The 13,174-nt window shown below is 47.5% G+C and carries 17 protein-coding genes; 8 read left to right on the top strand and 9 right to left on the bottom strand.

Going from position 1 to position 13,174, the window contains the following annotated elements; all coding sequences use genetic code 11:
• Positions 1-578: 578 nt before the first annotated feature.
• The 4 genes from ACYVHB_RS32450 to ACYVHB_RS32435 all read right to left on the bottom strand — a co-directional run bounded on the left by ACYVHB_RS32450 (position 579) and on the right by ACYVHB_RS32435 (position 2,496).
• Positions 579-899: a putative quinol monooxygenase gene (locus tag ACYVHB_RS32450; protein WP_461056206.1), complete on the bottom strand. Its 321-nt coding sequence runs from the start codon at positions 897-899 to the stop codon at positions 579-581.
• Positions 900-1,035: 136 nt separating this feature from the next.
• On the bottom strand, positions 1,036-1,464 hold the full coding sequence (locus ACYVHB_RS32445) for a hypothetical protein (RefSeq protein WP_461056205.1): 429 nt from the start codon (positions 1,462-1,464) through the stop codon (positions 1,036-1,038).
• 49 nt (positions 1,465-1,513) lie between these two features.
• Positions 1,514-1,963 (bottom strand): YybH family protein, encoded by a 450-nt coding sequence (locus ACYVHB_RS32440; RefSeq protein WP_461056204.1) that lies wholly within the window; start codon positions 1,961-1,963, stop codon positions 1,514-1,516.
• Between the two features lie 80 nt (positions 1,964-2,043).
• On the bottom strand, positions 2,044-2,496 hold the full coding sequence (locus ACYVHB_RS32435; RefSeq protein ID WP_461056203.1) for a VOC family protein: 453 nt from the start codon (positions 2,494-2,496) through the stop codon (positions 2,044-2,046).
• Positions 2,497-2,631: 135 nt separating this feature from the next.
• Here ACYVHB_RS32435 and ACYVHB_RS32430 point away from each other — a divergent pair, with 135 nt between their 5' ends.
• On the top strand, positions 2,632-3,087 hold the full coding sequence (locus ACYVHB_RS32430; protein WP_461056202.1) for a hypothetical protein: 456 nt from the start codon (positions 2,632-2,634) through the stop codon (positions 3,085-3,087).
• Between the two features lie 45 nt (positions 3,088-3,132).
• Here the strand turns inward: ACYVHB_RS32430 and ACYVHB_RS32425 are convergent, their stop codons facing one another.
• The 3 genes from ACYVHB_RS32425 to ACYVHB_RS32415 form a co-directional block, all read right to left on the bottom strand.
• Positions 3,133-3,534: a type II toxin-antitoxin system VapC family toxin gene (locus tag ACYVHB_RS32425; RefSeq protein WP_461056201.1), complete on the bottom strand. Its 402-nt coding sequence runs from the start codon at positions 3,532-3,534 to the stop codon at positions 3,133-3,135.
• Positions 3,524-3,748, bottom strand: coding sequence for a hypothetical protein (locus tag ACYVHB_RS32420; protein WP_461056200.1), 225 nt, complete (start codon positions 3,746-3,748; stop codon positions 3,524-3,526). Before ACYVHB_RS32420 ends, ACYVHB_RS32425 begins: the two co-directional genes overlap by 11 nt.
• Before the next feature lie 272 nt (positions 3,749-4,020).
• Positions 4,021-4,974, bottom strand: a complete 954-nt coding sequence (locus ACYVHB_RS32415; RefSeq protein ID WP_461056199.1) for a RepB family plasmid replication initiator protein — start codon at positions 4,972-4,974, stop codon at positions 4,021-4,023.
• 767 nt (positions 4,975-5,741) lie between these two features.
• Here ACYVHB_RS32415 and ACYVHB_RS32410 point away from each other — a divergent pair.
• From ACYVHB_RS32410 to ACYVHB_RS32380, 7 genes are all read left to right on the top strand, one after another.
• Positions 5,742-6,224, top strand: a complete 483-nt coding sequence (locus ACYVHB_RS32410) for a BfmA/BtgA family mobilization protein (protein WP_461056198.1) — start codon at positions 5,742-5,744, stop codon at positions 6,222-6,224.
• Positions 6,221-7,243 carry a DUF5712 family protein gene (locus tag ACYVHB_RS32405; RefSeq protein WP_461056197.1) on the top strand — a complete coding sequence of 341 codons (1,023 nt, stop codon included), beginning with the start codon at positions 6,221-6,223 and terminating at the stop codon, positions 7,241-7,243. Before ACYVHB_RS32410 ends, ACYVHB_RS32405 begins: the two co-directional genes overlap by 4 nt.
• Positions 7,244-7,287: 44 nt before the next feature.
• Positions 7,288-7,938, top strand: coding sequence for a hypothetical protein (locus tag ACYVHB_RS32400; RefSeq protein WP_461056196.1), 651 nt, complete (start codon positions 7,288-7,290; stop codon positions 7,936-7,938).
• 18 nt (positions 7,939-7,956) lie between these two features.
• A complete protein-coding gene (locus tag ACYVHB_RS32395) occupies positions 7,957-8,256 on the top strand; it encodes an HU family DNA-binding protein (protein WP_461056195.1) in 300 nt (99 codons plus the stop codon).
• A gap of 409 nt (positions 8,257-8,665) precedes the next feature.
• On the top strand, positions 8,666-9,112 hold the full coding sequence (locus ACYVHB_RS32390) for a response regulator (protein WP_461056194.1): 447 nt from the start codon (positions 8,666-8,668) through the stop codon (positions 9,110-9,112).
• Positions 9,113-9,148: 36 nt separating this feature from the next.
• On the top strand, positions 9,149-10,450 hold the full coding sequence (locus tag ACYVHB_RS32385) for a sensor histidine kinase (RefSeq protein ID WP_461056193.1): 1,302 nt from the start codon (positions 9,149-9,151) through the stop codon (positions 10,448-10,450).
• A gap of 160 nt (positions 10,451-10,610) precedes the next feature.
• Positions 10,611-11,033, top strand: a complete 423-nt coding sequence (locus tag ACYVHB_RS32380) for a response regulator (protein ID WP_461056192.1) — start codon at positions 10,611-10,613, stop codon at positions 11,031-11,033.
• Positions 11,034-11,155: 122 nt separating this feature from the next.
• Here the strand turns inward: ACYVHB_RS32380 and ACYVHB_RS32375 are convergent, their stop codons facing one another.
• Complete coding sequence (locus ACYVHB_RS32375) at positions 11,156-11,557, bottom strand: response regulator (RefSeq protein ID WP_461056191.1); 402 nt, start codon at positions 11,555-11,557, stop codon at positions 11,156-11,158.
• Positions 11,558-11,664: 107 nt separating this feature from the next.
• A complete protein-coding gene (locus tag ACYVHB_RS32370) occupies positions 11,665-12,963 on the bottom strand; it encodes a sensor histidine kinase (protein ID WP_461056190.1) in 1,299 nt (432 codons plus the stop codon).
• Positions 12,964-13,174: the final 211 nt, after the last annotated feature.

Below are 13,174 nucleotides of genomic sequence, written 5' to 3'. Positions count from 1 at the left end.
ATGGTATCCGTATAAAAAAGTTCGGTACGGAAATGTGCAATACCAAGCTGATAATCAGTTTTGTTCCCCTTTGTAAACCTATTCCAGTAGCATACGAGTCTGGGAGAAGTGAAAACCGACTGTGGGGCAGTTAGTTGTACATTTCCCAGACTCATTGTATAACTTAGATTATGTAGAGGGAATATTCCGGGAAAAGGGCCTAATCTGAGGAGGTGGTTTTATCTCGTTTAGCGGCATAAGATAAGGTCTCGGCCACGGTCATATAAGGTCCCTGATGATTGACCCAGCGTTCGCCTGCCTCATCCATTTCCTGTTCAGTCATACCGTTCTTAATTACTGCAATTAGTTTAGGAGCCGCTGCGTTTGCTGGCTTCTTATTCGGATTTTTGGGTGATTTGATTGAACAAAGCCCCTGCCCATATTCAGGGGATAACTAGTCGGGAACATTCCTTGAGTTTGAGATTAGTTCATTAGCAGAAACTGCGATGTAAACACCCATTTTCATGCTTGTTGATTTTAATAATTTTTTTAAATAAAATATGTTGTGCTCTTAGCTGGGTAAATTATGTGCGGTTGTGTTAAGGGGACACAATAGTTTCACGCCAGAAAGTAAATTCAGCAACCCCATCAAGAAATGTCTCGGCGGTTTTAAGGAATGATTGCATGTGAGGAGTTTGCATATGAGGTCCGTTAAATATTTCCTCGCTGTCCCAATGTTCTATAATTAAAAGTTTCCGTGGGTTTTTTGGGTCATCGTGCACACGAATACCATGACAGGCGGCTTCACTGTCCATTACAGTCTTAATGTTAGCTTCAAGCTCTCGTCTCGCCGTCTCCAGCTTTTCAGGTTTGACACTACATGTAATAACTACTGTTACAGGTATGGTTTTGCTGTCCATTTTATGTTGCGGTTATTGATATTAGCGCATTGTCATTGAAGCTTGCCGCTAATGTTAAGAAATTTTCCCAGTAATCAGACCACGTCACAGACGCCCCTAAACTCCAAAAAGTGCAACAAGAGTTTGCACATAGTTTTTACTTCATCCTTCTCATGGTTGCGTTATAGCCCATTTTTTCGCCGTCTTGTGTCCAGTCCCAGCGACCCGTTAACGTGTTGTCATCATCGCTAAACTCCGCAACAAACTGACCTTTGCGACCCGGCATATCAATGGCAACGGTGTAAGCTTTACCTTCTGTCTTATACGTGTACTCAAGAAGATTACCCGTGTTATTGAAATAATGCGATTTGAGGGTCTTGCTTTCCGCATCGTAACCAATGAACTCGATCCCCTTGGCACCACCGTTCAAATCAACTTCTTGAATCAGAAAGTAGCCGCCTTCCATCCATCTGAATGTAATCTGTCCCTGGGCTTCGTCGGATACCTGCCACGTGCCAACCAATCTATCTAAGCTTCTGAGCGCGGAATTTGGCTCAACTGGTTGTTCTGACTTGTCCTTTGCCATGATAGTCTTGGATAGTCTTGTTTATGTTTGACGTTGAATTATGCTGTTTTCATGCTTCAAGTGATAGAGAAGCCATACCGCTTGCAGGGTCGAAAGGTGCTGAACTATGCTGGTGAATGATAAGCCACTGCCCATCAAGCTTTCGATAGCAACTGGTCTCCCGCCACCGCATATCTAATTGCTGACCTGTTTGTAAACTACCGCTGACATGGTTGATTCGGTGGCAGAATGCCATATCGGTGGCTATATCGACATTCAACTCACTAATCTCGTAGCCAATCGGTCCTTCTTTGAAAGAAGAAAACCAAGTTTCCATTCGTTTCTGAATGGCTTCAGTTCCTACATAGCGTAACTGGCCTACCACGTCGAAGGAGACGATATCAGCCGCGAACAAAGGTAACAAGGTATTAATGTCCTTCGCTCGAATAGCGTTAACTCCTTTTTCAATGAACTCGTAAAGTTGAACTTCATTTAGTGCTGTACCCTTTGGAGTTTCCATTGTAGGTTAAACGGTTTGGTCTTGTTGTGTAAGTGATCTTATATAAACCCAAGCTTAAAAAGTGGAGTCTGCGACGCTACTCATTTATTACCGAGTGGTTCTGCCAATCCAATGAGAAGTCCTTCAGGGCCGCGGATGTAGCAAAGCCGATACGAGTCTCCATACTGAACGACTTCGCCAACTAGCTGCGCGCCCAACTTGCGGAGCCTGACGAGCGTTTCGTCAACGTCTTCTACGGCGAACATCACACGTAAATAGCCCAGAGCGTTCACCGGAGCATTTCGATGGTCATCGATTGTAGGCGGGGCAAGAAATTGTGAGAGTTCGAGCCGACTGTGGCCGTCGGGCGTGACCATCATAGCGATCTCGACGCGCTGAGTGCTCAGTCCTGTGACGCGACCAGCCCATTCTCCTTCGATTGTGGATCGTCCTTCGAGCTTCAGGCCAAGCTCACTAAAAAAAGTAATGACCTCATCGAGGGATTCTACCACGATGCCCACATTGTCCATTCGTATTACTTTACTTTTTGACATAACGTATGCTTTTAGGTTTGTACCATGTTATATAATCAGCGCTATGTTAACCATTTCTTGCAATTAAGAAGCATATTGGCTTGATTGCAGCCTATATAATGATTGTACAAAGAATGTACAAGCCTTAACAGTGCTATGAGCTATCTAACGTTGAAAGAAGCCTCCGAAGCTACAGGCCTAAACGAAGGGACTATACGTAGACTATGCAAAAAAGCTGAAACTAAACCCTTTATTGAAATGAAAAAGGGGAAACAGGGAGCTATGTACACTATACAGGCTAACTACTTGTTTGATGTATACCCACCGTCAAAATCGAGTAAGGACTCTGCCTATACAAGGGTAGACAATGGCAGTACAACGGTAGACAAAGAGTCTACTCAAGCCTATACAGACCTTTTGACTGCTAAAGATGAGATTATACAGCTTCTGAAAAGTGAAACGGCTTACCTACGAGCTGAGAATACAAGCTTGAGAGAAGAGAACAGAGAGCTTAAACTCTTGCCTAGTCCTAGTTCAACTGGTTCAGATCCAGAGAAACCAGTAGATCAACAACCACGCAACCTATGGAAACGCCTATTTGGTAAGCGATAGAACTGACAACCGTTTCAGTACTACAAAACTGCGTGAGGTATACTTTCAGACGCCCTTGACTAACTGCAACCCTAATGGTGGTAAGTGATTAAAGTCGTTGTCTGTAGTGTGTAACTCTAAGTCTAAGTACAGGGCAGTAGCCGCGATCCATATATCATTTTTACCCATATTTCGGGCTGATAAACCAGATGGTAAAGGTTGCCCCTGTAGGTCACCTTGACTATAAGCGTCTATTCGAGCGTAGAAAGTGGTTATCTCACGGATTACCTCCACGACCGGAAAACGCTCAAATAGCCGTTGCATAAATGAGACCTTCTGATAACCCCAATCGGCTTTGAGAGCAAAAGCTTCTAACTCGCCAACAACAATAACCGGGATAACTGCACGGGCGGGCAACATCTGCTGACGACGGATATGCTCGATAAGCAGATTAGTATCAAAGACCATTGGCGGCAGCTTCTCGTTCCTGTTTTAAGATTTGGTCCATCCGTTGATTTTCTTCTTCAGTAAAGCCTAAATCTGGGATCTGGATCGGCTCTTTTTCGCAGACTTCATCCAGGAAGCGTTGAACACCCCAACGCTTAATATCGGCCGGGGAATAACTATTCCACTGTCCCCGTCGTAAAGGTGGAATAGGTTCTAAAGGTTTTGTCGTTTCCATGTGTCTTTATTTAAGCTTAGTCAGCTATGGTTTGATAATATTTCGTTTTTGACTTCCTCAAAAGGTCGTGTAGGCTCATTGCGTCGCTCGACAGCATCAAGCGTGTCCATTAGATCCTCCACAATCTCTTGGACAGCTACATTGGTCAAATCCAATTGTAGAGCCGTTTTTTCCCCTTTACTGTTCGTGACATAACTAATGCCTTGACGAATTGCAGTTGCGTTCATTAGTTTACCTTTTTGGTCAGTTAGATAACAGTTCTCCAATGGGTTTCACTTCTTATCAAGGCCAAATTCTTTCTGAAGTATTGATCGAATATAACCAGGCTTATTTTTGGTTCGATCAAGTTTGCCTGATGTTTGCAGCCCATCAGCTCGATCGGCAAATATCTTGACGTTCTCGTGCGTTTTAAGGGCTTCTAAGGCCTGATCTATCAGTGGTGAGTCTTTCCCAAAGATCTGTCCTAAAAACCGCATCACGAAGACTACATCCTCATTCTTGGCCCTTTCCTGAGCTACTTGCTTCTTTTTAGTGTGAATTTGAAAGGTCCATCGTTTGACAGAACCCCCGCGTCCGCGTCCTCCTCGTTCTTCGCTATAAGTGAAATAGATATCACTTATGCCGTCTTCGTACATTCTCATTAACTCAGCCTGAGCTACCTCAATAACGTCTCGTTTCAACTGAGCTGTTAAGAGCTTGATACAAAGTACATCCCGGAGACCATCCGGTGTAAACTCAAATTTCCCAACGGATCGCCACTGACAGCACCACTCATAAAACCGTTGAGAGAACTTACTCGCTAAAGTCATGACTACAGTGGCGTCCAGTACTGTAAATCTCTTTGTGAGCTCATAGAGATAGGGTAAAACGTCTCTAGAAATGCTTACCTCTAGTCCCTTGTTCTTTTTATATTTTCCTCTTGTTACAAAGCCAGTTTCTGTCCAACTTCCATCTGTTTCATCAATGGAGAAGTCCTTTTTGCGTAGACTAACAACTGCCTTACGATAGTCCCGGAAGCGATTGTCATTAGGATCTGACTTCTTCATTTGGTCTTCCATGATAAACAGGTCGAGATCTCTATTGAAGAAGTCATTTGTAATGCCATCCTGGACGGTTTTCATAACCTCAATGAGAGACAGATATACCAGACGCTTTTCTGTAGTAGTATAGTCATACCGAGCTCCAGTGATAGCATTAGTCTGTTTGAACGTATCAATTTGTACCATACAAATTATTTTATGCGCAAAAATAAATAAAAAGCATATAATACATAAATATAATGCTTGTTTTTCCGTCAATTACGCATAAAATACCCCCAAAATCTCCGTCAATTACGCATAAAATACCGTCAATTACGCATAAAATACCCCTATAACTTACTAAAAATCAATTAGTTACGGAGCCTTAAAGTTTGCAAAAGAAAACTTTGCTAAAGTGCAAATGCAAAAAAAACCGCTTTTGAGAGGTAAAAAGGGGGTAAAAAACTTGACTTATCCACAACTAAAAAAGCAGCAAACAAGACTAGTTAAAACGAATGGGAAAAAAGAAAGCAAAAACTAAAACCGCACCGGGGCCCGAAACTATAAATTTAGTTAAATGTTTCACGATTTGTATTATTCCAATAGGGAGTCAATGTCTACTTTAGTGAAGACTAATGAAAAGAAGAAACACTGATCCATTCAATTCCCTTTCCGATATTCCTAGTTCTACCTGTTCGATCACTTCAACTGGCCAGGCTACAATTTGGTAAATTGTCTGATCCTCTTTAGCTTCCCAATACGAAGCTTGACCATCCGGTGCGAGTGAGCGCGGAGCGGTCTTGAAGAAAGCGAGACGGAACGCTATTCCGCTACGCTCCATACCGTTCGTCTCGCTCTACGAGGTTGATAGTCAGTATTTTATACTATTTCAAAGTTGATAAGATACTGATATTTTATGTACTTTTATTGTAAATAACTGATTATCAAGGTTATTATGTCTACTTTTTACCAATATGATTGATCGTAAAAGCTTAGCGGTTAGTCTGGGCACTCATCAGCAGTTGGAACGCTTAGGGGATAAATTAGGCCTCTCCAACAAAGAATTAATCGGGATTATGGTGCAGTTTTTCGCCGTCACCAAGCTTGACCCGCGCTATCCTAAGGCCGATAGCCCGGATGTAGCCTTAAAGAAACTGACCGACAAAGTTGATGCGTTGGACAAACGCTTTATTGGATTTATCCGCGAGCAGGAGAAAGAGATCCTAAAGCCCATGCGTGCCGACGTAAAGGCCTTACGTCAGGCCTCTGAACCGGGTTCAGGGACCAGCCTGACCCCCGCCCACCTGGAAGAGCAGTTGACGGGCGTGGTCGAAGCGATGCAGATGCTGTTGCGGCTCTCGTTCCGCACGGCCCTGGTCGATAATGCCCTACGCCCGGAGTACAAACAGCAGGCCGACGAACTGATTCGGCAACAGGCTAATCCCACCAAGCCATGATGACTAAGATAGGGGCAGGCGGTGCGGGCAGTTCCGGGGGACTGGTAGACTACCTGGAGAAAGAAAATAAGCTCAAGCCCGAGCAGCAGGCGGAGTTATGGTTTAGCCAGAACCGGGAGCAGTTGGCTGGCCAGGAGGTCGTGGCCCAGATTGACCACAATAAGCGCAATTTAGGCCGGGAGGATGCCAAGTACTATCAGGTGATTTTAGCCCCCTCACAGGCTGAATTAGCTCATATTGGCTCGGATCCGCAGAAGTTGCAGGCGTTCACCCGAGCCACGATGGAGCAGTACGCAGCCAATTTTGGAAAGGGAATAGAAAGCAACGATTTAGTGTGGTTTGCCAAGATTGAACACAACCGCAGTTTCGACCATACCGACCGCGCCGTACAGCTGGGCGAGCAACAAAAGGGGATCGCCAAGACCGGCGACCAGACCCATATTCATGTGATTGTGAGCCGAACGGAGAATCTACGCGCGTATGCGGAAGGAAAGAAAAACGAGCTGCACGAGCGCAAGAATCCCTACCACCTGAGTCCCCTGACCAATCATAAAGCCACCACGAAAGGGGTGGTGCTGGGCGGTTTTGAGCGCAACAGCTTTAGCCAGCGGGTGGAGCAAAGTTTCGATCAGGGTTTTGGCTATGAGCGGGGTTTGATCGAATCATTCCGGTATCGGCACGGCATGAAATACGGGGATGAGGAGTTGAAGGCGGAGTTGAGCCAAGCGGCTTCCCTAGCGCGAACACAGCAAGAGGAGCAGAGTCAGACCATCGAACTAGCCGCTCAGCAACGGCAAGTCGAGTTGCAGGCTGGCTTAGGGCAGGCCTACCACCGGCAGGATACCCAGGCGTTGAGCCACGCGCTGGATCAAGCCGAGCAGATTCGCCAGGCACAGGCCCACCAACAAGAATTGGAACTGTCGCGTCAGCAAGCATTAGACGCCGCCGAAGCCCTTCAACTTAATCAGCAACTTGAACACAACCTTCGCCACCACCAGGGGCAGGGATTAGGTCTATGAAAGAGAACAAATTTTTAAAGAACCTCAATCATCCGGTTGCACCCATGCCGGCTCCTACTCCGGGGCTGACCGACCCTCACTCGTTGATCAGCCCCTCTGAGCCGAGCGACCCCATCCAACGGCTGACCCAAGCCTTAACCCGCCATAGTCAGGCCATGGAGGGTTTATCGAGCCGACTGGACCGGCTGGAACAACGTCCGGCCGCCGCCACCCAGGCCGAGGTAGCCGCTTTGTTGGTGGCGGCTCAGGCCGGCGTTACCGTCGAACCGGATAGCGGGGCTATTGCCCGGTTGATGGTGCCCGCGCTGAAACAGGGAATTGAAGCCGCCACCACTAAAGCGGTGGGCGCCATCCAGGGGGCGGGCGACCGGGCCGCTGGCCGAATGGAGGGGGCCAGCCAGCAACGGGCTGACCGGTGGGCTAATGCGGTGGGCTTTCTGAATTGGCGCAGTGGGTTGGTACTGGGCCTTTTTCCGCTGGCCCTGATCGGTCTGAGTCTGTATGAGCTGGCATCAAGTCGCCAGCAAGCAAGCACCGCGCAGGCGGAGTTGAGTCAACTACAAGTCGATAACCGGGAGTGGGTTGCTTTTGGAAAATGGGTTCGGGTCCACTTTCCGGCCCACTGGAAGACCTATACCGATCCGGCTTACGTGCCCCAGAACGGGTATTTAAAAAAAGTAAAACCTAAGCCCTAACCAGATCGTAAGTTAGGTATGACAAAACAAGACTTAATCCGCCGGATTAGTAAGCAGACCGAGCTGGATGACGACCTTAGCCGCTCCATTGTTGAAACTTATTTTGAGGTTGTTAAGCGCGTGGTTAGCGAAGGAGAAACCGTTTATATTCGCACGTTTGGCAGCTTCGGACCTAAGCTGCGCGCTCGTAAACCGGCGCGCAACATTACGCAGCGAACACCGCACATTATCGAAGCTCATGTTATTCCCTACTTCAAGCCCAGCCCTGAATTTAGCCGTCAGGTTCGCACCCGGAAAATACCTACCGGAACTCCTTAAGTGGTCTGTAGTGCAAAACGGGGCCAAAACGAAAATAGGGTATAAGAAAACTCGATAACCGGCGCAGCTACGCTTACGTTGATTGTTTGACCGGGTTACTTGCCCTTAAATAAGGTGAAATAGGCTGTGTGAGGTCTGTTGGTCCGGTAGTAAAACAAACGACCGTTTTCTTTACTCCGACTCAAAACCAGCACTTTACGGGGCTATTTTCATTTTGGCCCCGTTTTGCACTAAAGACCAACGTACGCCCGACTATTTTCCGATTATGATGACAAGGGGTTCTGGGACCAGTTTAATAAACCATGACCGAGACAAACTAACTGGTTGTTAGTGGGCTTGAAAACGGGTAATTAATTTATTGTCAATTGTTTATATACTTTTACAGTAATCTGCTTAACTTATTAAGCTAATGGGGTATAAGAAAAAGATTCTTGTGGTTGAAGACCACGACGATCAATGGACATTAATTCGAGCCGCCATTGCGAGCACCATGCCTGACACCGAAGCCGTTTGGATTAGCAACCCGAACCAGGTACTGGACTATCTGCAAGCGCAAAACGAGCGACAATTACCGAACCTGATCCTGTTGGATTTGTATATTCCTCAACGGGCCGATGGGTGGCAATGCTTGAAAGCCATAAAACAAAATAAGCTGTCTCGTCTCTTGCCCATCGTCATCTTTAGCCATTCCAACTCGAAAGAAGACGTCAAAGGATCGTACGATTTAGGATGTTCATCCTACGTAGTGAAGTCACCCAACCTTCAGCAATGGCCGGATTATTTCACGGTTCTACACAACTTCTGGTGGCAGACCGCTACGCTACCCCCTAACCCATCTTCTTACTCTCGTGCGTAAAGCTGTTGTGGAGCCGTAAAATTAGCCAGTTGACTGATGACCAAAAAAGATAAAGAGTACAACAACCAGATCAACCAGATAGCCGAGCATTTGCTCTACGCCCGTCGGGAGGCTATTCTAAACCAGTGGCGCCTTAAGTGTGCTGACGATACGGGAATGGACACCCGTAACAGCTTTTCCCGGGAGGAGTTCTACGATCAGATGCCCGTTCTTCTCAACGTTATGGCGCAACGGCTCCAGGGACAGGAACCGGAAACGGACCCTGTCGAACGAGCGGGCCAGCATGGGCTACACCGCTGGCAACGTGGGTATTCCCTCAGAGAACTGACCAACGAGTTAGCGAACTTTTACGATATTCTCGCGGGAGAGATAAACCAATACGTCGATCTCTATCCCGACACAAAGCCTGAGGTGATTACTCAGGTTCACCACCAGCTACTCCGGTTAGCCAGAGAGGCCAATGGAGGCAGTGTTCTTTACTACGATCAACTCCGGCAGACCAGCGCCGCCGAGCAAGCGCAAACGCTTCAGCACACCCTGGACCAAGTCAACGAAATTAGTCGGCAACGGGGTGAGCACCTCCGCCAAACGTCCCATGACTTACGCGCCAGCTTCGGCGTTCTCCTCGGTGCCGCCAATTTGCTGAAGATGCCCGCCAAAGCGGCCGAGCGCGACGAATACATCGATATGCTCAACCGGAACTTAGGGACCATTCAGCACATGTTGCACCAAATGACCGATCATGCCCGTCTGGAAGCGGGTCTGGAGACGGTCGAGATACAGCCTTTCGATGCCGCCAAGCTACTGCGCGATATTGTGGACAGTGCTCAGGAATTTGCCAGTACCCGTAAGTTGACCCTAAAGGCCGACGGTCCTGAACACTTGCCCGTCCTGAGTGACCCGGTCAAAGTACAACGGATCGTGCAGAATCTACTGGTAAACGCCTTAAAGTACACCCAAAAGGGTTCGGTTAGTGTCTCCTGGTCTGCCGAGAACGAAACGCGTTGGTTAGTGAGTGTGCAGGATACGGGGCCGGGCCTGAGCACCGGCCCGGTAGCTTTGTTGGCTGCGCAACTTAAGCCCCTGTCCGAACCTACCGGCATCCAGCAACCCGGTGGCCCCAGCAGCTACCCCAGTAGCGAAGTGCCCAACACGCAGTTCAAACAGGAGAGTAACAGTCAATCTTCGGATAGCGAAGGGATTGGTCTATTCGTTGTCAAGCGCCTGTGTGAGTTTTTAAAAGCCACTATGGACATTGAAACCACCGTTGGCCATGGAACACTGATTCGGATTCGCTTTTTGAATAATCAGGAATCAACCGAGTCTGTTTCAACCTAATCGTAGCTGGCCAGTATTAATTGATTAGACGATTTAGCTCAAAACCAGTCAGTTAACTTGTAGGCCTAGTTGCTCACGCTTACTCTATATTGCTTTTATAGGTTATGTGTTAAGGATTTTTAAATTTTGTATTACGTGATTTCATATTGAATCGGGATTAATGGAAGGCAGTTACTCAACGGATAGTACAACGACGCGGCCGATCCGTGTTTTTTTGGCCGACGACGACCCCGACGACAGTTTCCTATTTGAACTGGCCCTTCATCAACACGTCCCAGAGAGCGAATTTTATCGGTTCGAGAATGGCCAATCCTTATTGGCCGCTTTAGAAAACGCCCCTACCCGCCCGGACGTGATCTTCTTGGATTTGAATATGCCCATTCTGAACGGTGCAGAAACCTACCACCATTTGCAACAGTACCCGGATTGGTCAGCGATTCCAATCGTACTACTGACCGGCTCGGAAGACCGGCAGCAGTTAGCTAACGTTCATCAGATAGCTCCTGACCGGTGGCACCAAAAGCCGAGTTCTGTTCCCGAATTAGTGGAAATTATTGGTAAACACCTGCCTAAAATAGAGTAAGGCTTGCCTGTCCATTATAAGAAAAGTATAACGCCCGGCTACCTCTCACGAGATAGTCGGGCGTTGTACTTTTCTAAGGGGTGTTTTATAAGGGATCTTATGTTAAGGGATATTTCTAAGTTTCATCGGGGTTGGCTGGCGTATTGGCAAGCGGCTAACAATGTCTCTTTTAGCGCGTTGAAATCCGTTGGTTTGGGCAAAAAGGTTGCTGCCCCAGCTTGATAAAAACTGCTGATTTCCGAGTGAGACGCATCCGCACTCATTATCACCACGGGAATGGATTGGTAATCGGTCTGCCCTTTTAAGGCGATCAGGGTTTGATACCCGCTTAACTGGGGCATGTGCTGGTCAAGGAGTATCAAATCAGGCTTTTCATCCAGCCGGGGCAAGGAATCCAAAAAAGCGGGGCCACTGGCGAACAAGCGAAACGAATAGGCAGATAAGTAACGTTTGAAGATCGCTTCAACCAGAAAGCGGTAATCAGCTGAGTCATCAATGAGGCAAACTTGTGGAACAGCACTCATCCGGTCGGACCGTCGAAGCGGTTGTTTATTAATGGAGGTTAGCTTCTGAAACGAGCTTGGTCAAATTTGTATCAAGAACCTATTGTAAAATGAGGTAACGGTTTACTCTAAACGGAATACCGAATGGGTAGCCAAAGGCGAAAGGAAGTGCCCTGGCCTGGAGCGGCTTCCACCTCCAACGTAGCGCCCAGCAGTTGACTGAACTCTTTCACAATCGTTAACCCGATTCCTTCCCCCTCACTGGATTCATGGGCGGATTTCTCTAAAGCCAAGTCAGGGACTTGTTCATCCGTAGCTCCAGCTACAAGGGTAGCCGGTTCGTGCGGTTCAGGCTCCAGGCTAGCAAAAGGGTTAACACCTGGTTTGAGATGGCCCCTTAGCCGCGTAACGACCTGAATCGGTAAACCCGGTCCTGAATCTTGAATCTCAAACATCCATTGCTTACCATCCTGTTCGGCCCAGGAAATGTCGATAAACCCAGTCGGAGTGTACTTTAAGGCGTTGAGTAGCAGGTTCTGAATGATGCGCTGGAGTTTGACCGCATCGGTTTCGACCAGCAGGGAGTCAGGCCCATTCGCCCGAACGACCAGACCCTGCTCTTTGGCGAGCGGTTGCACACTGTTGACCATCTCCTTCAGCAACCGGGCGGCATCAATGGGTTGAATCTGAAGCCTTTCCTGCCCTGCTTCCAGCCGGGACAAGTCCATCAGATTGGTCAGCATCACTCCTACACCAATCAGATTGCGGTTTAACATATCCAGATAAACCGTCCGGTCCTGCTCACTTAATTCTTCCAGTTGTAAGAGGTTGGCCGCTGCATTGATAATGCCGATACCACCCCCTAAATCGTGCATTGAGTTTCTAAGCCGACCACTCCGCTCCTGCAAAAGGGCATTTATTTGATCGAGCATTTTTTGTAGGACGGCCATTCGATTAGCCGCTTCGGATCGCTGCAACTGATCATAGATTTTGACGACTCCATTGACCAGCTCGGTCATGATTTGGGTCATGTGCTGCTGGATGAACCAAAACAGCTGGGAATCGGTGGAGGGATACCGTTCTTGGAAGTGAGCAAGCTCGCTATAGAGGGCTTGCGTTAAGTGGTTCAACTCTTGCACCGTCTCAACCACCAGACGCGCTTTATGCTGCCGTTGCAAGCCGTGGGCGATGGCAATTTGGTCAATACTGGCTTCCTGCGGTTGCCCTGATAAGCGTTGCTGCAAGATCGTTAGGATCTTGGGCAGGCCATCATTAAAATCAACCTGACTTAGATCCGTGACATCCCTCAGGAGCGGGTCTTGATCACAGGCTATGCGCCAGTTTTCCAGGATGCTTTTGTGTTGGGTAGCTAAAAAAGAAACGAGTCTGGGTAAGCTCGCAGCCGAATCAGCAAATGCAGGTTTCATCAGGCGGGTCAGGAGAATTTGTTATGAATAGAGTTATACCAAGTCTTATTTTGGTAGTTACAACCCAAGTAACAGTAATCAATGGGTATTTAACATAATCTGAGTTATACAACGAGTCGTATGCTACTGATTTCTGTGTACAGTAAATTGGTAAGCTCATGTATATTAGCGTATTACAACGAAATAAGAAAAATAGAAAGTCGCGGCATTT

The sequence above is a fragment of the Spirosoma arcticum genome, assembly GCF_054779955.1.
This window is presented reverse-complemented; position numbering and strand designations above follow the sequence as displayed.